The following is a 21,633-nucleotide window of genomic DNA, read 5'->3' as shown; positions in this document are numbered from 1 at the left end:
TTGAGTGTCGTTCTGGGAATATAGCAGATTTTTCAGTATCCCTGTGATTTTAAATTCTGCTGTTATAATGTTGCCCGATTAGTGAATGGAAAGGTAACGAGATGTCAGTACAAACAATTGCCGTGGTCGGCGCAATGGAGCAGGAAATCGAGCTTTTGCGTGAAAGCATGGCTAATGTCAAGCATGTGTCCTTCGGTAAATTCTCGGCGTATGAAGGCGAGTTGGCAGGAAAACGCATGGTATTGGTTTTAAGCGGTATCGGTAAGGTTAATGCAGCGGTTTCGACTTCTTGGGTCATTCATCAGTTTGCACCGGATTGCATCATCAATACCGGCAGTGCAGGAGGTTTGGGCAAAGGATTGAAGGTCGGCGATGTGGTCATCGGCGAAACTGTGGCGCATCACGATGTTGACGTAACGGCTTTTGGTTATGTTTGGGGGCAAGTACCGCAACTTCCTGCTGCGTTTGCATCGGATGAGAACTTGATTCGCCAAGCAGAAAAGGCTGCGCAAGTGTTTGAAGGTGCGGCTGTAACGCAAGGCTTGATTGTTAGTGGCGACCGTTTTGTGCACAGCAGCGAAGGTGTCGCGGAAATCCGCAGCCATTTCCCTGAGGTCAAAGCAGTGGAAATGGAAGCTGCGGCGATTGCGCAGACTTGTCACCAGTTAGAAGTGCCGTTTGTGATTATTCGCGCCGTATCCGATTCGGCAGATGAGAAAGCGGACATCAGCTTTGAAGAGTTTTTGAAAACGGCGGCCGTCAGCTCGGCGAAGATGGTAACCGAGATTGTCAAATCGCTATAAAATCATGCAGAAACGTTGAATTTCCGTTAGAATACGGAACGATTCAACCTTATTCTAAGGCCGTCTGAAAACCGAATCCCTGTTTTTTCAGACGGCCTTTCCGACTTTAATTGCATTTATCTTAATAACAATATGAAAAACATACGGAATTTCTCCATTATTGCCCACATCGACCATGGTAAATCGACGCTTGCCGACCGTTTTATCCAATACTGCGGCGGTTTGGATTTGCGCGAAATGAGTACGCAGGTGCTCGACTCCATGGACATCGAAAAAGAGCGCGGCATTACCATTAAAGCACAAACCGCCGCGCTCAACTATAAAGCACGCGATGGGCAGGTGTATCAGCTCAATCTGATTGATACTCCGGGACACGTCGACTTCTCTTATGAAGTATCCCGTTCGCTGTCGGCTTGCGAAGGCGCGCTTTTGGTGGTCGATGCGTCTCAAGGTGTAGAAGCGCAAACCGTGGCGAACTGTTATACCGCGATTGATTTGGGCGTGGAAGTTGTGCCTGTTTTGAACAAAATCGACTTGCCTGCTGCAGAACCCGAGCGCGTGGAGCAGGAAATTGAAGACATTATCGGCATTGATGCCGTCGGTGCGGTTCAATGTTCTGCCAAAAGCGGTATTGGTGTGGAAGATGTTTTGGAAGAAATCGTTGCCAAAATCCCTGCGCCGACCGGCGATGAAAATGCGCCGTTGCAAGCTGTTATCGTCGATTCGTGGTTTGACAACTATGTCGGCGTGGTCATGCTGATTCGTGTGAAAAACGGCACCATCAAGCTGAAAGACAAAGTGCGCTTTATGAGCACCAAGGCGGAAACGCAGGTTGAGCAGCTGGGCGTATTTACGCCGAAATCGGTTCAAAAACAAGAACTGAAAGCCGGCGAAGTAGGCTTTTTGATTACCGGAGTAAAAGAATTGGGTCAGGCAAAAGTCGGCGATACGGTTACTTTGGTTGCCAACCCTGCCTCTGAGCCGTTGCCCGGCTTCCAAGAAGTACAAAGCCAGGTATTTGCAGGCCTTTATCCGGTGGAAAGCCACGACTACGAAGCTTTGCGCGATGCGTTGGAAAAATTGCAGCTGAACGATGCTTCGTTGAAATTTGAGCCTGAAGTTTCCCAAGCATTGGGTTTCGGCTTCCGTTGCGGCTTCTTGGGCCTGTTACACTTGGAAATCGTGCAGGAGCGTTTGGAGCGCGAGTTCGACATGGACTTAATTACCACTGCGCCAACGGTGGTTTATGAAGTTGTGTTGAAAAACGGCGAGAAAATCGAAGTTGAAAACCCGTCCAAACTGCCTGAAATCAGCACCATCGAAACCATTCTCGAGCCGATTATCACTGCGACCATCCTCGTGCCGCAGGAATATGTCGGTAACGTTATGACTTTGTGTAACCAAAAGCGCGGCGTTCAGGTCAATATGCAATACATGGGCCGTCAAGTCATGCTGACTTATGATTTGCCGATGAACGAAGTTGTAATGGACTTCTTCGACAAACTCAAATCTACTTCGCGCGGCTATGCTTCGTTGGACTACCATTTCAAAGAGTTCCAACCGTCTGATTTGATTAAGCTCGACATCATGGTCAACGGCGAAAAAGTCGATGCCCTGAGCCTGATTGTCCACCGTCAAAGCGCTGTTCACCGAGGCCGCGAGCTGGCAGCGAAAATGCGCGAACTGATTCCGCGCCAAATGTTCGACATCGCTGTCCAAGCCGCCATCGGCAGCCAGATTATCGCCCGCGAAAACGTCAAAGCCCTGCGTAAAAACGTTTTGGCAAAATGTTACGGCGGCGATATTACGCGTAAGAAAAAACTTCTTGAAAAACAAAAAGCAGGTAAGCGCCGCATGAAACAAGTGGGCAATGTGGAAATCCCGCAAAGTGCATTCTTGGCGATTCTGCAAGTGAGTGATAAATAATGAGTATAAATCTGACTTTAGGCGCAATCGTTGTACTGTTAGCCGGCTTGGTCCTCAACTTCAAAAGCAGTAAAGAGCGTCAGGAAAACGGCGAATGGAGCTCCGGCCTGCAATGGAGTTATCTCTTGTGCATGATCGGCGTATTCGGCATTTTGTCCGAATTTATGAGCTTTACCGCCGTATTGCTGGTGTTTGTCGTGTTCACCGGTATTGTTTGGGCAATCCATAAAGGCTGTCTGAAAAAAAGCGAGACCGGCGAAGACAATGCGCATTTTACCGACTATATGGGCGGCTTTTTCCCCATCATCTTGGTTATCTTTGTGTTGCGCAGCTTTATTGCCGAGCCGTTCCAAATTCCGTCCAGCTCCATGCGTCCGGGCTTGGTAAAAGGCGATTTTATCTTGGTGAACAAATTCTCTTACGGTATCCGCCTGCCGATTTTGAATAAGGTCATTATCCCTGTCGGCAACATTGCCCGAGGCGATGTCGTGGTGTTCAATTACCCACTTCAGCCTGAGATGAATTACATCAAACGTATTGTCGGTATTCCGGGCGACGTTGTGGAATACCGTGATAAGGTTTTGACTGTTAACGGTGAAATTATTTCCGAAAAACCAAACGGCAATTATCAATACGCAGATGATACCGATCCGTCTATGATTCATACGCTTGAGCGTTTTCAGACGGCCTTAAACGGCAAAATTTTTGACGTTATCAAAGAGGCCGGTCAGCCTTCCGTATCTATTGCTGTATTGAACAAATATACTTCTGAAGTGATGCCTGAAAGCAATTACTCGCTTGAAACAAGCGGTTTGGAAAATTGCGAATACGCAGAAGACGGCAATGGCTTTATCTGTAAAGTTCCCGAAGGCCGTTATTTCGCGATGGGCGACAACCGTGACAACAGCGCCGATTCCCGTTATTGGGGATTTGTTGATGATAAACTGATTGTCGGTAAAGCCTTCTTTGTTTGGATGAACTTTGGCGAACTCAGCCGTATCGGTAGCAGTATCAAATAAGCAATAAACAGATTAAAAGGCCGTCTGAAGTCTTTCAGACGGCCTTTTTTATAGCAATTTAAAATTTGTGTCTTAGATGAATATTAAATTTAATATCAAAAGATGGGCTTGAAATATTGTTAACTTAAGAGATGATTAGGTATTTGATAATTATAAATTAATCAAAATAAGTACATTTTCAAAAATTAACAAATGTAAATTAAGTAAAGCTGTTTGTATTCGTTTATAATATCACGATGGCGTAATTGTTGTTTATATTTAGTTTTTCAATTATTAGTAAATAATCTAGTTGTTTTAAGTAAAGTTACTTTCAGTTGATAAGGATTATATTTATGTTTACTCAGAAGAAATCACCTATTACTCATTTTGTATTAACAGGTATTTGTGCGGCAGTTTTAGCCGCATGTGCTAGCTCGAATGGAGAACCGGGTTCCCCGACAAGTCCATCTGTAGCACCTAATGATATAAGTAATAATACCAATAAAGGTAGTTCTAATAAGGACAATGCAAACAAGCCTAGTACAGGTAAAGATAACGCCGGTAAGGACAATGCAAGCAAACCTAATACTGGCAAAGATAATTTAGCTCAAATTAATGAGCAAATTTCTAAAAATATTCAGAATAAATTAGTCACTCTTAGATTGAATGATACAGTAGAAAAAGAAGGATATAAATTTGCTGAATTTAGTCAAGCTGAAGTAGATACAGGTTTTATTGCAAATAACTTTGCTGCGAACCCATTGTTGGAGAAAGCTTCCGAGAATACTTTTGTTTATGATAGTGCACATATTATCGAAACTTCTGGGGGGCGTGGCAAATATAAACTTTTACGCCCTCAAACGGTTATATTGGGAGGAGTGGCAACACGCTATAAAATAAATAAAATCGATGGATATATTAAGAGAGAGTATGGTTATGATGAAATTGATACACCATTAAATTCAAAAAATTTAATTGGTGTAGATAAGCGTAATGCAAACGGTATTTTAATTAAACAGGGTAGTAGCGTTAATATCTTAGACCAAGCGGCCAGTAAATTTGAGTTGGATAGTGTAGGGGGCAGTCGTTATACACAATGGTTTAATAATTTTGGAACTAATGCAGATAATAAAACTTCTTTAGATAAAGGGCGCCGTGTATTAGCTGATGTAGAATATAAGTTAGATGATAAGGGGAATCCGATATGGAACATATCTACCAAACCTAGTAAAGGTTATCAATATGCACATTCTTTGAATAATTATTTTGATAATAATCCGGATGACGAATTATATGTTAATCAAAATGGTGAATATGCATATCGCTTTACTTTGGATAAAACTACTACATTTAAAGTTAGCTCGGAAGCAGCAAAAGTAAATCCAGAGCGCGCAGATGCGCTTAAAGCTTTGGGTTGGGTTGCGGATAAACAATATACTTACCCTGCTGGTAGCTATTTTCTTGTAACACAAAAAGATGGTAGGTTGAAGATTGTAGCTGATAAAGGGCAAATGACCGAAGTGTCATTATATTCAATTCATACCGGTATTGATAATAATAAGGCATTAGGCGCATTTCAAAATAAACGTGTAATTGCTGAAATGTTTAGTGCATTGCACTATGGAAAGGTAAATGAAGTTCGTGCAATTTATACTTATGATGTTGGACAAGCCAATGGTTTTAACCAACAATATCTTTCATTAACTGCATGGCGTTATAAAAATGGCGATGGTACTTATGGGGTTAATACTCCATTTAACATCGGCATTTTTAACCGAGTTATTACTGAGAATGGTATGGTTGCCAATGTCTATGATATGAAGACTAAAAAAGGATTATCTGCCAAATATACAGGTGTTGCCTATTCTAGCAGAGATGGTAAACAAGACGGCGTGATGAATATGACTGCACAGTTTCATGAGCCAAACATGGCTTACAATACTGTTTTAAGTAATAATGTTACCTTTAATGGAGCGATTACCAATCGTCGCTTAGATGATAAACGTGATGTATATTTCGCTAGTGGTAATGTAAAAACAGAGAGTGGAATGCCTTCTGCAACTGCAGGTCAAAAAGTCTCTCTAGTGGGGGGCTCACCACTTTCTGGAGATATCACTGTTTGGATGAAAGGAAAAAATCCAGGTGAAAATGAAGTGATTTATGGTAAAGGTGACATACGTTTTGCTGGCCCAAATGCAGAAGAAGTGGGTGGTGTGTTAAAAATTACGACCAGCCATGGTGAAAATAATATTGGTTTTGTTGGCAAGCGTTAAAACGCTGATTAAACAATAAGCAGCAGGAGCTTGGCATCTGCTGCTTATTGTTTTTAATATGAAAAATACCAATAGATAAAATTTTAATTTAACTATTGTTACTTAAATTTTAAGAAATAGATTTATGAAGTCTTATTCATTCATTTTTATGCTGGGAACGCTAGTTCCTTCAATGGTGTCTGCTGAAATTATGACGAATCCTGAAACTGTAGCTGATCGACAGGTAGAAAGAATTCAGGAGATGGCTATTCCTAAAGTATCAGAGCAAGATAAATTATTTTCAGACAATGACGGTACTTCTCTAGAAGAGTCTAGTCAAACGTTGACATTAGATGATTTAGCCAAGCAACCAGAATTGACAGAGCCATTGTTAAATCAGGCTTTACAAATGCGAAATTATATATCGGCAGCACAGCTCTTGCCGATATATCGAAAATGGAGCGGGCACGATCCTATTTTATTGGCCTATGCGCAAGGTGCAATTTGGCGCTCTGAAGGGAAATATAAAAAAGCTATTAAACTTTATCGTTCTATTCTCGCTCAGAATTCTTATCTTGTTACTGTCCGTTTAGATTTAGCTGCTATGCTTTATGAGGATAAACAGACTCGCAATGCGAAACATGAATTCAATACAGCCAAGGAGCAAGGGCTTCCTGAAGATGTACTTCCGACTATCGCACTTTATGAAGATGCTATGAAGAAAAAGAAATGGCAAATTTCAGGTAGTCTAAGTTATATCCAAGACAGCAATATTAATAATGTTTCAACGGAACGCGAAATTCATCTTCCTCAATTTGGTAATTTAGCATTTGAAAAGAATCCTGATTATTTGCCACAAAAAGGACATGGGTTTAATTATTCGTTATCTATTAATCGTGATGATAATATTAAAGATAATCACTACTTAGCTATGTCGGGTGATATAGATGGTGTGACTTATTGGGATAATCATGCTTATGATGATCAAGTAGCAAGAATAAGCCTGGGTTATAAAAATAAAAGTTTTAAAACAGATGGCTATGTTATACCATTTTTAGAAAAACGTCGTTATGGAAATCATCCTTATTACACACGTGCAGGTGTAGATTTAGGCATTTCAAATTGGATAACGCCAAATTTACGTTTGTCCGCTAACAGTACAATAGCAAAAAAAGATTATGCATATACTGAACGACAGGGGAAAGATTATCAAGTTGGAGTAGGTGCTACTTACCTTTTAAACAATGATACTTACTTTTTAGGTGGTTTAAACTATGCTCGTGATAAAGTAAAACATTATGCTGGTAGTAGCTCTAAACGTATAGGGGGATATGTTGGTTGGGGACAGACTTGGGGCAAAAACCTGAATAGCAGACTTATAATCAATCACTATCACGAACGTTTCGATGGAAAGCATTATATTTTTACTGATCGTCATCGCAAAGATAATGTAACTATTACTAATTTAAGTATTTGGCACAATAAATTAAGCGTGCTAGGTGTTACTCCAAGGTTAAATTGGCGATATACAAAAAATAACAGTAATATTGGTGAGCTTAATAGTTATTCTAAAAATCGTGTATTCATAGATTTTGAGAAAACATTTTAAAAAATAATTTAATGGATTCATATAACTTAAACTAATTCTGTTAAATTTGGTTTGAGTCTAAGTATTTCATTATATAAAAAAGGCCGTCTGAAATTTTTCAGACGGCCTTTTTGTATCTATTTTTTGTCTTTTAACGAACCTAAATAAATCGCCAATAAAGTCAAAGTGGCGCCGCTCCATTGGACGGTATTAATCGGTTTATCCAGCCAGAAATAATCGATCAACATGGCGGCGACTGGTTCGGAGAGCAGTAGCAGGCCGGTCAGTGATAAGGATAAAAGCGGGATGGCGTAAGCAATCAATGCCCAAGCGAAGCATTGCATGACGATGCCGTAGATGGAAACTAGAATTACATCGTTTAGAGTTTTGGGGTAGAGATGGGCGGCATCGAATAGTAGCGATGGGATGACCAGTGCCATTGCGCCGCCGAAGCTTAAAATCATCATCAGCGGAAACAAACCGACTTTTTCCTGCTCATGGGTTTTGCGTACGAAAACCATGGACAGGGCCAGCATGGCACCGGATACTACGCCGCTGACAAATCCCCATGCGGCATTGTCGTTATGACCGAATTCTGGGCTGCCGATTAAGGCTACGCCTATGGTGGCCAATATCAAACTTAAAATTTGCAGGGTGCTTAAACGTTCTGAATAAAAGAAGAAGCCGATGGCGGCTAAAAAGAAAATCTGCAGGCTGTTGAGCAAGGTGGAAATGCCGGGGCCTACGGCGTGAATGCTTTCGTGCCAAAGGGCGAGGTCGAACGCGAGGAAAACGCCGGATAAGATTGCGTAGCCGACCATTTTTCTTTTCGTGGGCATTTTTTGTCTGAAAAAACGCCCGAACAGGAAGAATATAGGGGCGGCGATCAGCAAGCGCCAGAATGCGATGGCGTAAGAGCCGACATCGACAAATTTGACGATCAAACTGCCCAAGCCGAAGACGACGCAGCCGACGACTAGCAGGGGCGCTGCATAATTTCCCGAACGTGTCTCCATCGGCTTCTCCAAGAATGAAATGAAGACGATTATTCCATAAAATATAGCTGGGGCGCTAATGATAAATAATGGTAAGCCAAGATAAAGGGTTTATGATGAAAGGCCGTCTGAAAACTGTTTCAGACGGCCTTTTGATGATTTTCTAGCTTGATTTCGTATTGTTGTAGTATAAAATCGTTTTACGCCGTGTTTTCAGACGGCCCGATCAGTTTTGGTTTTGAGAAAAGGATATTGGAAATGGCAAACCCTATTCGTGCGTTTTTGGATTATGTGCCGTCGGTTGATGAGTCTTGTTTTGTAGATGAGACTTCGGTAGTGATTGGTGAAGTGTCGCTGGCGGAAGATGTATCGATATGGCCTTATGCCGTATTGCGCGGCGATGTGAACAGCATTTCTATCGGCAAGCGCAGTAATGTGCAGGACGGCAGCGTTTTGCATGTGTCGCATAAGAATGCGGCGAAGCCTGACGGTTCGCCTTTGATTATCGGCGATGATGTGACGATTGGGCATAAGGTCATGCTGCATGGCTGCCGAATTGGGAATCGTGTGTTGGTGGGCATGGGCTCGATTATTTTGGATGATACGGTTGTCGAAGATGATGTGATGATAGGCGCAGGCAGTTTGGTGCCGCCGCGCAAACGTTTGGAAAGCGGTTTTTTATACGTTGGCTCTCCTGTGAAACAAGTGCGTCCGCTGACGGATGAGGAAAAGGAATTTTTGACGTATTCCTCTGCGCATTATGTCCGCCTGTCCGGCCAGCATAAAATTTCAAAATAAGGAAAATCAATACAATGAACGCAATTTATCTGGCTTCGGGCAGTCCGCGCCGTCGCGAGATTTTGGAAAATTTGGGTTTCACAGTACGCCGCCTTCCTGCGGATATTGATGAAACCCCTAAAGAAGGCGAAGCTGCAGTAGAGTATGTGCGCCGTATGGCCTGCGAGAAAAATCAGGCGGCGGTGGCGCAATGGTTTGCTGCTCATGAACAAGAGCCTGAGTTTGCTGTATTGACGGCGGATACGACGGTGGCGGATGGTGCGGCTATTTTGGGTAAACCGGAATCCGAGGCGGATGCGGTCGATATGCTGGAACGCCTATCCGGACGGACACATCAAGTGCTGACGGCTGTATGCGTTTATTGGCAAGGCGTGCGCCATGATGTGGTGCAGGTGAGTGAAGTGCGCTTTAAAACGTTGACGGCTGAGGAGATTGCAGCCTATGTTGCCAGCGGTGAGCCGATGGACAAAGCCGGTGCGTATGGGATTCAGGGCTTGGGTGGCGTATTTGTCGAGCATTTGCAGGGTAGTTTTACCGGCGTGATGGGTTTGCCGGTTTATGAGACTGCGCAACTACTGAAATCTTTGGGTTTGGAAGCGCCGCCGTTTGCTTAAAATTAGGCAAATGCCGTCTGAAAGCGTGCCGACAAAAACGCCTGTTTCAGTTACAATACTGCCTTAAACAGCTTGCTTGAAGAAAGATATGAAAGAACATAAGGCCCGGAAACGCTTCGGGCAGAATTTTTTGCAGGATACGCGGATTATTAGCGATATTGTCAACGCGGTCAGACCGCAGCCCGATGATATCGTGATTGAAATCGGCCCGGGCTTGGCAGCTATTACCGAGCCTTTGGCGAAAAAACTCAACTGCCTGCATGTTTGCGAAATCGACCGAGACATCGTACGCCGTCTGAAAACCTTGCCGTTTGCAGATAAATTGGTGATACACGAAGGCGATGTATTACAGTTTGATTTCAACAGCATTGAAGGCAAGAAAAAAATTGTCGGCAACCTGCCGTACAATATTTCTACGCCGCTTTTGTTCCGATTGAGCGAAGTGGCAGACGATGTGATCGATATGCACTTTATGCTGCAAAAAGAAGTGGTCAAACGCATGGTGGCGCAGCCGAAAACCAACGACTATGGCCGTCTGGGCGTAATGCTGCAATATTTCTTCGATATGGAAATGTTGATTGAAGTACCACCCGAGTCCTTTGATCCTGCGCCGAAAGTGGATTCGGCCGTGGTGCGCATGATTCCGGTGAAACACCGTATCGGTAAAGCAGAAAATTTTGAACATTTTGCCAAACTGGTGAAACTGGCTTTCCATCAACGCCGCAAAACCATACGCAATAATTTGAAGGAACTTGCCGGCGATGATGATTTGCAGGCAGTCGGCATCAATCCGCAGGACAGGGCAGAACACATCGCCGCTGAGAAATATGTGGAATTGAGCAATTATCTGGTTCAAAAAGTCGTCTGAAAGGTTGGGAACTTAATGTTGAAAAAATATGTCTGGTGTGGGCTGGCTGTACTTATTACCGGTACGGCATTTGCATTAGGCACCGGCGGAGAAGAAAACCTGCGGCGCAAAGCAAAAGCCGGCGATGCTGAAGCGCAATATCTGCTGGCCATGCAGTTGGAAATGACAACAGACCCTGTAAACCTTAAAGAAAGCGAGTTTTACTATTGGCTGAAAAAAGCCGCAGAAAACGGCGAGGGAGCGGCGCAAGACTTACTTGATGATATTGAAGCCGAATATGATAAAACAGCTTTAGAAGACGAACTTGCACCTAACGGTTCACAAAAATTGATGAATGAAGTGTTCAAACTGGAAAATCAGAAGCAGAAAAATTATCCGCTGATCAAAGAAAAATTATTTAAAGCGGCAGCTTTGAGCAACTATGCAGCTTTAGTGGATGCCGCATGGCTGTTTGGAAATCGGGATAATGCGCAGAAATACGGCGTTCCCTTCCATCCCCTGAAAGCCTGCATCCTGTCGGTATATACCAACAACCGTTATGGCGACTTGAACAAAGATGCGCTGGATATATTGTGTCGCGGCATTTATACCAAGGACAACAGTGAGAAAATCGAGCATTACGCCAAACAGATTAAAAACAGGCCGTCCAAAATCTGGTCAATTTTAGAGAATGTCAAATAAACATGATTAAATTCAAAAATGTACATAAACATTTTAAAGATTTGCACGTTATCAACGGCGTGAATCTGGAAGTCAAACAAGGCGAAGTGGTCGTTGTATGTGGCCCTTCAGGCAGTGGCAAATCTACGCTGATTCGTACGGTAAACCAACTCGAGCGCATTGAAAGCGGCGAGATTTGGGTGGACGGCATCAATGTTGCCGATCCGAAAACCGATTTGAACAAAGTGCGCGAAGAAGTGGGCTTTGTGTTCCAAGGCTTCAATCTGTATCCGCATTTGACTGTCTTGGAAAATATCATTCTTTCTCCGATGAAAGTGAAAAACCAAAGCCGTGAAGAGGCGGAAAAGAAAGCGATGGAGCTTTTGGAACGCGTCGGCTTGGCACATAAAAAAGACGCGCTGCCCGGTCAGCTTTCTGGCGGTCAGCAGCAGCGTGTGGCGATTGCACGCGGTTTGGCGATGGAGCCGCGCGTGATGTTGTTTGACGAGCCGACTTCCGCACTTGACCCTGAAATGGTCGGCGAAGTATTGAAAGTGATGAAAGACTTGGCGGAAAGCGGCATGACCATGATGTGTGTAACCCATGAAATGGGTTTTGCGCGCGAAGTCGCCGACCGTGTGATTTTTGTCGATAAAGGCCAGATTCTGGAAGATGAAACGCCGGAAGAGTTTTTTACCCATCCGAAACACGAGCGTGCCAAACAGTTCCTGCAACAGGTGATGACACATTAAACTCGGGCCGTCTGAAATTTCAGACGGCATGATCGGTTTGAATGATTTTGAAAGTTGAAAATAATGTATTTTGTTGACCGTACTGCTGTCGTGCTGAAGCCGACCGCCCGTTTTTGGGAATGGCTGAAATCCGCCGATGAAAATATGCCCGACCTGACCGTCGAGCAACTGCGCACCAACTGCTCCGTATTCCTTGTGCCGCAATTTGACGAACCCGAATCCGTCATTTCTTATTTTGACGAACGCTACCAGCAGATTTTTGAAGCTGAATTGGCCGGCTGGGACATCGATAAAAGCAAATGGCCGCAAGACATAAGCTTGAAGGCTTTTTGGGAATTTTTTGATACCGAAATCCACGATATGGTTTTGGATATGGAAGAGGCGGAATTGAACATTACGCCTGTTTTCGACAATATGATGTAAAGCCGTGCGAAGTTTTCAGACGGCCTTAAAGCCCTCGCGTTCTTTGAAAATTCTGATTGTCTTCTTACACCTTTCGGCGTTTACCTTATGCCTTGCCGAGTTTTACGGCTGGATGATGTGGCTGGGTTTGGCGGCATTGGCCGGCAGTTTTGCCTATGCTTGGCGTACCGTTAATTTTCACGCTCAAAATACAGTTAGAAAAATCATCATCGACCGCCAATACCGTGCGACGGTTTACTTGAATGGCGAGGAAGAGGGAAGAAGCGCGGTTTTGCAAGACAGCAGTATGTTGACGGTTTATGCTTTGTTTTTACAATGGAATGTTGACGGAAAAATAGTCAAACACTGCATCTTGCCCGATATGGCTGGCCGTGATGCCTACCGCCGTCTGAAAGTGTGGGCACGCTGGTGCCGTGAAAAAGAAGACAAAGCAGAACTTGCGGCAGATATGGATTAAACGGCTGTTTCAGACGGCCTTTTGAAGCGATAAATACAATGAAAACATTACAAGACTGGCTTTCTCATTTGGAGACTGCCCATAGTTCCGGCCTTATCGATATGGGTTTGGAACGTGTGGGAGAAGTGAAAAAACGCATGAATTTGGTGCCGCAATGTCCTGTCGTCGTGGTGGCGGGTACCAATGGCAAAGGCTCCGTATGCGCCTATTTGTCGCATATTTATAAAGAAGCCGGTTTTAAAGTCGGTACGCTGACCAGTCCTCATCTTCTGCGTTACAACGAACGAATCGCCATCAACACTCAGCCGGTTTCAGACGACCTGATTGTTTCCTCATTTGAGCGCATCGAAGCGGCGCGCGGCGAAATTTCGCTGACGTATTTTGAGTTTAATGCTTTGGCGGCCGTCGATATTTTCATGCATGAAAATGTGGACGTAATGATTTTGGAAGTCGGTTTGGGCGGACGATTGGATGCTGTGAACGTATTCGATGGCGACTGCTCGGTTGTTACCAGCGTGGATTTGGATCATCAGGCATTTTTGGGTGATACTGTTGAGCAGGTCGGTTTTGAGAAAGCCGGAGTGTTCCGTAGCGGCAAACCTGCTGTATGCGGTCAGAATCCTGCTCCTGAATCATTGGTCAAACACACAGAAGAAATTGGCGCAAAATTGTTGATGGTTCAGCGAGATTTTGATTTTGCATCAATGGAAAGCGTACAGTGGAACTACCGCTTCCATCCGCAATCTTCAGACGGCCAAAGCCGTAACCGCAATTCCTTGCCGTTTCCTGCTTTGCGCGGTGCTTATCAGTTGTCCAATGCAGCGTGTGCATTGACGGTGTTGGAATGTTTGAACGAACAATTGCCGGTTGATATCGGCGCGATTAAACGCGGTTTGCTGTTGGTTGAGAATCCTGGCCGTTTCCAAGTTTTGCCCGGCCGTCCGCTGGTGGTTTTGGATGTCGGCCACAATCCGCACGCAGCCCGTGCTTTGCGCCGCAGCCTGATTAACCTTGCCTTTGCCCAAAAACGTACCGCCGTATTCAGTATGTTGTCCGACAAAGATATTGATGGCGTGCTGGAAATCGTTAAAGACCAGTTTGACGAGTGGAATATCGCGCCTTTAGATGTGCCGCGCGGCATGACGGTGGAGGCTTTGCAAGATAAACTGGCTGAACACGGTATCGATAATGTAAATGTTTTTGAAACTGTCGCTGCTGCCTATCGCGCTGCTTTGGCTAAAGCAACCGAAAATGATAGAATCGTTGTTTTCGGCTCATTCCATACTGTTGCCGATGTAATGGCTGTTTTGAAAGAACACTAACGAGGAAATTATCATGTCCGACAATAAACAAAAAGAAACTCCAAACGGATACGATTTAGACGGTTACGAACGACTCAAACGTCGCAACCGCCGTCGCTTGGTCTTGGCCTCCGGCTTGGTGGTGGCATCGGGTATGCTGTTCGGTCTGGCGCTGACTTCCGGCGACGATAAAAATTCACCGTTTAAAGAAGCGCCTGTCGGTCAGAGCCAAATCAAAACGGCTGACGAGCCGAGCAAGGCGGTTGTTTTAGAGCCTAATAAAGAGGATGTCGCTGCTGCTGAGGAGGCTGCCCGCCATGCGGATGCCGAAGCATCAAATAAACCGCAAAATGCAGGCGACGAAGAAGATAATGCGCCGGTTGAAGTATTGAAGCCAAACCGTGAATCTGCTCCTGAAGATGTCGGCGAGCCGTTGGTTTTGATCAACGATACTTTGGATGACGGCAATATTAAAGGCTTGGAAGAGTCCGAGCGTATTCAACGCGCCGAGGCTGCCAAACGTGAAGCTGCGGAGCGCCGAGCCGAAGAACGCCGCCAACGTCAGGCTGAACAACGTGCTGCTGCGGCCCGTAAAACACAAGCCCAACAGGAAGCTGCTGAGAAAGAAAACGCATTGGCAGCTAAAAAACGCGCACTTCAAGCGCGTGCTGAAAAAGCAGAGCGTGAAGCCGCTGCCGAACGCAATAAATTGGCACAATTGGAAAAGGCAGAGAAAGCCATTGCCGAGCGTAAATCTGCCAAAAACAGCAAAGACAGCGTAAAAGACAAGGCCGAGCCTGCTAAGAAAGTAGAAGCCAAAGTTGAAAAACCAAAAAATGAAAAGGCTAAACCAGAAACGGCCAAAGCAGAAAAAGCCGATAAGGTAAAAACTGCCGAGAAGCCGTCTGAAAAAGCCAAACCTAAAGCTGAAAAAGAAACAGCAGAAGCCAAGCCTGCGAAAAAAGCCGCTATTCAGGCTGGTTATGCTGAAAAAGAACGCGCGCAAAGCCTGCAACGTAAAATGAAAGCCGCAGGTATCGATTCGACCATTACTGAAGTCATGACCGATAAAGGTAAGGTGTATCGCGTGAAATCAGCCAGTTATAAAAATGCACGCGATGCAGAGCGCGATTTGAACAAATTGCGTGTACATGGCATTGCCGGTCAGGTGACCAGTGAGTAATTTGCCTGTTGCCGATTTGTTGGCGGCCGCCGTCATCGTCATCTGCATCATTATCTCGTTGACACGGGGTATTATTGCCGAAGCAGGGGCGATGGTGGCGTGGGTGGTATCTTTTATTGCAGCCAGAACGCTCGCCGTGCCATTTGCCGATGTAGTCTTTAAATCGGTTGAACCGCATTCCTTGGCGGTTGCCATGGGTTTTGCCGCTGTGTTTTTTCTGGCATGGCTGTTGCAGAAACTGGCACGATCGCTGTTGAGCAGTTTGATGTCTGCCGTTGGTTTGGGAAGCATTAACCGTTTGCTTGGCGGTGTATTTGGTGCAGTGAAAGGTGTGATTTTGGTGACACTGGCAGTGATGGTTTTTTCACACACTGATTTGCCGAAAACGGAAGAGTGGCAAAGTTCGTACACAATTCCGTATTTTGAATCACTTGCCGATGCTGCGATGCCTTATTTGCCTGGAAAAGATAGCGCAATGCCCCATCTTTCTAGTAAAGCAGCTGAAGTTGAAGAATTGGATGATTGAGTTTGACGGATTCAGACGGCCTATGGGTCGTCTGAGTCCGTTTTTATTTGCGTAAATTTAGCATCATATTGTTAACAATTCGAGCAAACTCATCTAAATTATTTTATAATGACGGCTTACCCATTTAATCTTCAAACTCGGAGAAGCACGATATGTGTGGTGTATTAGGTTTGGTTAGTCATGAGCCGGTCAATCAGATGTTGTATGATGGTTTGCAGATGTTGCAACACCGTGGTCAGGACGCAGCAGGTATTGTTACTGCCGAAGGCAATATATTTCATATGCACAAGGGCAAAGGCATGGTGCGCGAAGTGTTCCGTACCCGCAATATGCGCGATTTGATCGGTAATGCCGGCATTGCACATGTCCGCTATCCGACTGCAGGCAATGCAGGCAGCAGTGCAGAAGCCCAGCCGTTTTATGTCAGCTCCCCATTCGGCATTGTTTTGGCACACAACGGTAATCTGACCAATACCGAAGAGTTGTATGAAAACGTATGCAACAAACACCTGCGCCACGTTAATACCAGCTCCGATTCTGAAGTTCTACTCAATGTATTCGCGCACGAATTACGCCGCGAAGTCTCTAAAAAAGCCCCTTATCAACTTACTATCGACAATATTTTCAACGCCGTTTCCGAAGTACACCGCATAGTGCGCGGCGCATACGGTGTCGTAGCCATGATTGCCGGATATGGCATGGTTGCCTTCCGAGATCCTCACGGTATCCGTCCATTAGTATTGGGTTCGCAAACCGATGAATCCGGTAAAAAATCGTATGCCGTTGCCTCTGAATCAGTTGCTTTCAACGCGCTCGCCTATGATTTGGAACGTGATATCCAACCGGGTGAGGCAGTGTTTGTCAGCTTTGACGGTTCAATCGTGTCGCGTCAATGCAGTGATAAAGTCAAACTCAGCCCTTGTCTCTTTGAATACGTCTATTTCGCGCGTCCCGACTCCGTCATCGACGGCGTATCCATCTATCAGGCGCGTCTGGATATGGGCGTTTCTTTGGCGGAAAAAATCAAACGCGAGTTGCCCGTCGACGATATCGATGTCGTGATGCCGATTCCTGATACCAGCCGACCCAGCGCGATGGAGCTTGCCGTCCATCTCGAAAAACCTTACCGCGAAGGTCTGATTAAAAACCGCTATATCGGCCGCACTTTCATCATGCCCGGACAAGCAACGCGTAAAAAATCAGTACGCCAAAAACTCAGTCCGATGGAAACCGAGTTTAATGGCAAAAGCGTTTTGTTGGTGGATGATTCCATCGTGCGCGGTACGACCAGCCGTGAAATCGTTGAAATGGTACGAGCGGCAGGTGCGCGCAAAGTCTATATTGCTTCTGCAGCTCCCGAAGTGCGCTATCCGAATGTGTACGGTATCGATATGCCGACCCGTGAAGAACTGATTGCAAACGGCCGCAGCGCAGCAGAAATCTCGGCTGAGATTGGCGCGGACGGCATTGTTTTCCAAAACTTAGAAGACTTGGAAGCAGTAGTCAAAGCACTCAATCCAAAAATCGAATCCTTCGATTCTTCATGCTTCAACGGTGTTTATCAAACCGGCGATATCGACGAAGCGTATCTAAACCGTCTCTCTACCGAAAAATCAGGTTGTGGCGGCTTGAAGGTACATCCAAGCAAAATGGAACACAGCATCAGTATCAGCGATAGTGATGATGAAGAATAAAGTAAATTGACTTACAATAAAGGCCGTCTGAAAATTAACGTTCAGACGGCCTTTAATTATGTTATAGACACATTATGAGTACCGAAACCAAAAATTACATCACACCTACCGGTTGGCAGGCACTGAAAGACGAACTTTATCATTTGGTCAACAAAGAGCGCCCGGAAATCGTCCAAATTGTTAACTGGGCGGCAAGCAATGGCGACCGCAGCGAAAATGGCGACTATCTTTACGGCAAACGCCGTATGCGCGAAATCGACCGCCGTATCCGTTTCCTAACCAAACGCTTGGAAGCAGCCGTCGTCGTCGATCCTGAAGCGCGTGAAGCGACGGACCAGATTTTTTTCAGCGCCACCGTTGGCTTATTGCGCGGAGACGGTCGTGAACAAACCGTCAAAATCGTCGGCGTAGATGAAATCGATACCGCTAAAAACAAAATTTCATGGATTTCCCCTTTGGCACGCAGCCTGATTAAAGCACGCGAAGGCGATGAAGTTGTCTTGGATACACCGGAAGGACGTGAGGTTATAGAGATTCTGTCGGTGGAATATATTAAGATTGACTGATTATGCGTGAATAAAGCGAATGAAACTACAAAAGGCCGTCTGAAAAATATACTTTCAGACGGCCTTTTATTGATTGTATTTATGTTTTTAAGATTTTCCGGCTTTATCTCCGATTTTGCTTTCTTTACCTTGAATCAGGTTTTGAATATTGCTTTTGTGGCGGTACAACACCAATGCTGCAATGAATACGGTTGCCCATGCCCAAGAGGCGTGCAGCATCATGAAGAAGGCGAAGATGGGTGCGCAGACGGTGGCGACCAGTGCGGCGAGGGAGGATACTTTGAAACCGAATGCCATGACCAGCCAAATCAAGGCGCAAAGCAGGGCGGTTGCGGGGGAGAGGGCGAGTAAGACGCCCAATGCGGTGGCTACGCCTTTGCCACCTTTAAAATTGAAAAATATTGGCCACATATGGCCGACCAATGCGGCGATGGCAACCAGTGCTATCGTTGCATCAGACAAATTTAAAGTATCTTGCAGACAGCGTGCCAAGATGACGGCAACCAAGCCTTTTACTGCATCGCCGAGCAAGGTCAGTGCGGCTGCTTTTTTCTTACCGCTGCGCAAGACGTTGGTAGCACCGGGGTTGCCGGAGCCGTAAGTGCGCGGATCGTCCATGCCGTAATATTTTGATACGATGACGGCAAAAGACAGGGAGCCGATAAGATAGGCGGCAATAATAGCGAGTACATTGAACATTTTGGGTGCTTTACTTAAAATGGGAATGGTTATTCTATCAAAAAAAACGGACAGGCAAATGGATAAAATCTTTTTGTACGGCATGAAGGCCGATACTTTAATCGGCGTATATGATTGGGAGCGCGAGCGTAAACAGACTTTGATTTTGGATTTGGAAATCAGCGTTCCCGAGCGAACCGGCACGAGCGACGATATCGGCGACACCATTCATTATGGCGAAGTATGCGAAGTCGTACGCCGCAGCCTTGCCGAACAGGATTTTTTACTGCTGGAAACTTTGGCGGAATATATCGCCCAATTGATTTTAAATGATTTTGGTGCGGCCAAAGTGCGCGTCCGTATTGTGAAACCCGGTATCTTACCCGATGTGGCGCAGGTTGGTATTGAAATTGAACGTACTCGGGAATAAACCATAAATATATAAATTTTTAGTTTTAAATAAAAAAGAAAACGTCATGATTGAACAAATATTGGGAAGTATGTCAGGTATATTTTGGGTTTTTCTGATCATTATTCCTTTGCTTTTATTAAAAGCGTTGTTGAAAAATCCTAAAATAAAGGGAAGTATGGGGGAAATAGCAGTTCGTTCTGTAATTGGAAAAAATTTAGATGAGAAAACTTATTCTGAGTTTCACGATTTAATTATTCCATCTCGAGATGGTACGACACAAATTGATCATATTTATGTCTCAATTTTTGGGATATTTGTGATAGAAACTAAAAATTACACAGGTTGGATTTTTGGTAGTGAAAAGCAATCTAAATGGACGCAAATCATCTATAAACAGAAACATTATTTCCAAAACCCGTTGCGTCAGAATTATGCTCATATCAAAGCATTGTCAGAACTATTGCAATTTCCTGAGGAGAAGTTTCATTCAATGGTAGTTTTCTTAGGTGATTGTGAGTTGAAATCGAAAATGCCACCAAATGTTTGCCGTATTAGGCAGGCGGCGGCTTATATTAAGAATTTTCAGACGGCCGTATTGCTTCCTCATGAGGTAGAGGCAATAGTTGCTGTATTGTCTTCAAGTGATTATCAAGCAAATAGTGAAAAGCTGCGAACACATACGGAGCGTTTGCAACAACGACATCAGCGGTAACTATTAGAAAAGGCATCCTCTGAGTTTATTTCTGTAAAATTTCAGACGGCCTTTAATATTTAATAATTTGGACATGAGGTAAAAAATGGATTTGAAAGAAACTAAATTAAGCAGCGAGCCAATCTACGAAGGTTCTTTTGTTACCATCAGCCGCGATCGGGTGCGCCTGCCCAACGGCAACGAAAGCCAACGGGTTGTGATCCGTCATCCGGGTGCTGCGTGTGTATTGGCGGAAACGGAAGACGGCAAAGTTGTTTTGGTACGCCAATGGCGTTATGCCGCCGATCAGGCGACGTTGGAATTGCCGGCGGGTAAATTGGATGTGGCGGATGAAGATCCTGCCGAATGCGCTTTGCGTGAGTTGGCGGAAGAAACGCCATATGTCGCCGACAGCGTCAAACTGTTGTACTCCTTTTATACTGCAGTCGGTTTTTGCGATGAAAAAATGTATCTCTACCAAGCGCAAGGCGTGCGTTTGGGCAGCGAGTTAAGTAACGATGAGGATGAAATTACAGAAACCGTCCTGATGAGCAAGGAAGAGGTGCGCAATGCATTGGCAAACGATGAAATCAAAGATGGTAAGACTTTGATTGGTTTGCAGTATTGGTTGACTCAGAATTGATATGTTAAGCAGAAAATCCTTGATGGATTTCTGAATACTTGAGCCTGATATTTAGATAATAAAGGTTTCATACAAACAAGGCCGTCTGAAAAAGCTTTCAGACGGCCTTGTTTTATTGTGTAGCCGGATTTTAACCTAATAAAGCCGGTGCAAACCGTGTAATCGTATCGCGTAAAACGATGAGTTTGCCGTGGAAGAAGTGGGACGAGCCGGCAATGGTGACAACAGGCAGGCCTTGTGGTTCTGCCCATGTCAGGGCTTTGTTGATTTCAACGACTTCGTCTTCCGCGCCATGAATCATCAATGTTTTAGCGACATCGGGAACGTTGGATGGTTCCGGGCGGTCGGTGTAGTGATGGACGGCGGCACCCATCAGCAACAGCAAATCAGGCGTGCGCGCTTGTGCGGCAAAGGTGGAAACGTAGCCACCGAATGAGAAACCCGCCAGGACGAATTGCGGTGCGTCAGGATGTTGCGCACGGGCGTAGTCGATAACGGCAATGCAGTCTTGCGTTTCGCCACGGCCGTAGTCGTGTTCGCCTTCGCTATTGCCTACGCCGCGCAAATTGGGCAGGTAGCAATGAAAGCCGAGTTGGCTGAGGGCTTTGGCGGCGGTTTGGATGACTTTGTTGGTGTTGGTGCCGCCTTGCAGGGGATTGGGGTGGTTGATGACGGCAACGCCGCGGGCGGATTCTTGTGCGCTTGGCAGGTAGATGGTTTCCAGCAAACCGGCCGGGCCGGGGATTTGAATGATGTCGGGTTTGAGCATGAGTGTGTCCTTGTTTATTTTTTTAGACGGCCTGAA

The 21,633-nt window shown here is 45.1% G+C and carries 23 protein-coding genes; 20 read left to right on the top strand and 3 right to left on the bottom strand.

Annotated features, from left to right (window positions below; all coding sequences use genetic code 11):
- The first annotated feature begins 101 nt into the window (after positions 1–101).
- From FAH66_RS05520 to FAH66_RS05500, 5 genes are all read left to right on the top strand, one after another.
- Positions 102–803, top strand: coding sequence for a 5'-methylthioadenosine/adenosylhomocysteine nucleosidase (locus FAH66_RS05520; RefSeq protein ID WP_137040953.1), 702 nt, complete (start codon positions 102–104; stop codon positions 801–803).
- A 132-nt stretch (positions 804–935) separates the two neighbouring features.
- Positions 936–2,729 carry a translation elongation factor 4 gene (lepA, locus tag FAH66_RS05515; RefSeq protein ID WP_049351467.1) on the top strand — a complete coding sequence of 598 codons (1,794 nt, stop codon included), beginning with the start codon at positions 936–938 and terminating at the stop codon, positions 2,727–2,729.
- Complete coding sequence (gene lepB / locus FAH66_RS05510; protein ID WP_137040952.1) at positions 2,729–3,748, top strand: signal peptidase I; 1,020 nt, start codon at positions 2,729–2,731, stop codon at positions 3,746–3,748. The genes lepA and lepB overlap by 1 nt, the downstream gene beginning before the upstream one ends.
- A 332-nt stretch (positions 3,749–4,080) precedes the next feature.
- Complete coding sequence (locus tag FAH66_RS05505; RefSeq protein ID WP_137040951.1) at positions 4,081–6,000, top strand: hypothetical protein; 1,920 nt, start codon at positions 4,081–4,083, stop codon at positions 5,998–6,000.
- Between the two features lie 124 nt (positions 6,001–6,124).
- On the top strand, positions 6,125–7,588 hold the full coding sequence (locus tag FAH66_RS05500) for a surface lipoprotein assembly modifier (protein ID WP_137040950.1): 1,464 nt from the start codon (positions 6,125–6,127) through the stop codon (positions 7,586–7,588).
- A gap of 116 nt (positions 7,589–7,704) precedes the next feature.
- On the opposite strand, the gene FAH66_RS05495 is transcribed toward FAH66_RS05500, so the two are convergent.
- Positions 7,705–8,583 carry a DMT family transporter gene (locus FAH66_RS05495; protein WP_137040949.1) on the bottom strand — a complete coding sequence of 293 codons (879 nt, stop codon included), beginning with the start codon at positions 8,581–8,583 and terminating at the stop codon, positions 7,705–7,707.
- A 237-nt stretch (positions 8,584–8,820) separates the two neighbouring features.
- Here FAH66_RS05495 and FAH66_RS05490 point away from each other — a divergent pair, with 237 nt between their 5' ends.
- From FAH66_RS05490 to greB, 12 genes are all read left to right on the top strand, one after another.
- Positions 8,821–9,360: a gamma carbonic anhydrase family protein gene (locus FAH66_RS05490; RefSeq protein ID WP_049350611.1), complete on the top strand. Its 540-nt coding sequence runs from the start codon at positions 8,821–8,823 to the stop codon at positions 9,358–9,360.
- A 14-nt stretch (positions 9,361–9,374) separates the two neighbouring features.
- The gene (locus tag FAH66_RS05485; RefSeq protein ID WP_137040948.1) at positions 9,375–9,974 is read left to right on the top strand and encodes a Maf family protein; all 600 of its coding nucleotides are present in this window, start codon (positions 9,375–9,377) and stop codon (positions 9,972–9,974) included.
- An 88-nt stretch (positions 9,975–10,062) separates the two neighbouring features.
- The gene (rsmA, locus tag FAH66_RS05480; protein ID WP_137040947.1) at positions 10,063–10,842 is read left to right on the top strand and encodes a 16S rRNA (adenine(1518)-N(6)/adenine(1519)-N(6))-dimethyltransferase RsmA; all 780 of its coding nucleotides are present in this window, start codon (positions 10,063–10,065) and stop codon (positions 10,840–10,842) included.
- 15 nt (positions 10,843–10,857) lie between these two features.
- Positions 10,858–11,523, top strand: a complete 666-nt coding sequence (locus tag FAH66_RS05475) for an SEL1-like repeat protein (RefSeq protein ID WP_137040946.1) — start codon at positions 10,858–10,860, stop codon at positions 11,521–11,523.
- A gap of 2 nt (positions 11,524–11,525) precedes the next feature.
- Positions 11,526–12,254, top strand: a complete 729-nt coding sequence (locus tag FAH66_RS05470) for an amino acid ABC transporter ATP-binding protein (RefSeq protein ID WP_137040945.1) — start codon at positions 11,526–11,528, stop codon at positions 12,252–12,254.
- Between the two features lie 63 nt (positions 12,255–12,317).
- Positions 12,318–12,677 carry a hypothetical protein gene (locus FAH66_RS05465; protein WP_137040944.1) on the top strand — a complete coding sequence of 120 codons (360 nt, stop codon included), beginning with the start codon at positions 12,318–12,320 and terminating at the stop codon, positions 12,675–12,677.
- A gap of 4 nt (positions 12,678–12,681) precedes the next feature.
- Positions 12,682–13,134 carry a protein YgfX gene (locus FAH66_RS05460; RefSeq protein ID WP_137040943.1) on the top strand — a complete coding sequence of 151 codons (453 nt, stop codon included), beginning with the start codon at positions 12,682–12,684 and terminating at the stop codon, positions 13,132–13,134.
- A 38-nt stretch (positions 13,135–13,172) separates the two neighbouring features.
- Complete coding sequence (folC, locus tag FAH66_RS05455; RefSeq protein ID WP_137040942.1) at positions 13,173–14,456, top strand: bifunctional tetrahydrofolate synthase/dihydrofolate synthase; 1,284 nt, start codon at positions 13,173–13,175, stop codon at positions 14,454–14,456.
- A gap of 13 nt (positions 14,457–14,469) precedes the next feature.
- A complete protein-coding gene (gene ftsN, locus FAH66_RS05450) occupies positions 14,470–15,618 on the top strand; it encodes a cell division protein FtsN (protein WP_137040941.1) in 1,149 nt (382 codons plus the stop codon).
- The gene (locus FAH66_RS05445) at positions 15,611–16,144 is read left to right on the top strand and encodes a CvpA family protein (protein WP_137040940.1); all 534 of its coding nucleotides are present in this window, start codon (positions 15,611–15,613) and stop codon (positions 16,142–16,144) included. The genes ftsN and FAH66_RS05445 overlap by 8 nt, the downstream gene beginning before the upstream one ends.
- A 152-nt stretch (positions 16,145–16,296) precedes the next feature.
- On the top strand, positions 16,297–17,838 hold the full coding sequence (purF, locus tag FAH66_RS05440) for an amidophosphoribosyltransferase (protein WP_137040939.1): 1,542 nt from the start codon (positions 16,297–16,299) through the stop codon (positions 17,836–17,838).
- 74 nt (positions 17,839–17,912) lie between these two features.
- The gene (gene greB / locus FAH66_RS05435; RefSeq protein ID WP_003685038.1) at positions 17,913–18,404 is read left to right on the top strand and encodes a transcription elongation factor GreB; all 492 of its coding nucleotides are present in this window, start codon (positions 17,913–17,915) and stop codon (positions 18,402–18,404) included.
- An 87-nt stretch (positions 18,405–18,491) separates the two neighbouring features.
- Here the strand turns inward: greB and plsY are convergent, their stop codons facing one another.
- Entirely contained in the window at positions 18,492–19,103 is a 612-nt protein-coding gene (gene plsY, locus FAH66_RS05430; RefSeq protein ID WP_137040938.1) for a glycerol-3-phosphate 1-O-acyltransferase PlsY, read from the bottom strand.
- Between the two features lie 58 nt (positions 19,104–19,161).
- Here plsY and folB point away from each other — a divergent pair, with 58 nt between their 5' ends.
- The 3 genes from folB (at position 19,162) to FAH66_RS05415 (ending at position 20,828) form a co-directional block, all read left to right on the top strand.
- Positions 19,162–19,512 (top strand): dihydroneopterin aldolase, encoded by a 351-nt coding sequence (folB, locus tag FAH66_RS05425; RefSeq protein WP_049329397.1) that lies wholly within the window; start codon positions 19,162–19,164, stop codon positions 19,510–19,512.
- A gap of 46 nt (positions 19,513–19,558) precedes the next feature.
- Positions 19,559–20,206, top strand: a complete 648-nt coding sequence (locus tag FAH66_RS05420; protein WP_137040937.1) for a nuclease-related domain-containing protein — start codon at positions 19,559–19,561, stop codon at positions 20,204–20,206.
- An 85-nt stretch (positions 20,207–20,291) separates the two neighbouring features.
- Positions 20,292–20,828, top strand: coding sequence for an NUDIX hydrolase (locus FAH66_RS05415; RefSeq protein WP_070646807.1), 537 nt, complete (start codon positions 20,292–20,294; stop codon positions 20,826–20,828).
- A 130-nt stretch (positions 20,829–20,958) separates the two neighbouring features.
- Here FAH66_RS05415 and FAH66_RS05410 read toward each other — a convergent pair whose 3' ends face one another.
- Positions 20,959–21,597 (bottom strand): alpha/beta hydrolase, encoded by a 639-nt coding sequence (locus tag FAH66_RS05410; protein ID WP_137040936.1) that lies wholly within the window; start codon positions 21,595–21,597, stop codon positions 20,959–20,961.
- Between the last annotated feature and the right edge of the window lie 36 nt (positions 21,598–21,633).

This window comes from Neisseria subflava (genome assembly GCF_005221305.1).
GTDB lineage: Bacteria > Pseudomonadota > Gammaproteobacteria > Burkholderiales > Neisseriaceae > Neisseria > Neisseria subflava.
Note: the sequence above shows the minus strand (reverse complement) of the source record. Positions and strands in the feature narration are given on the sequence as shown.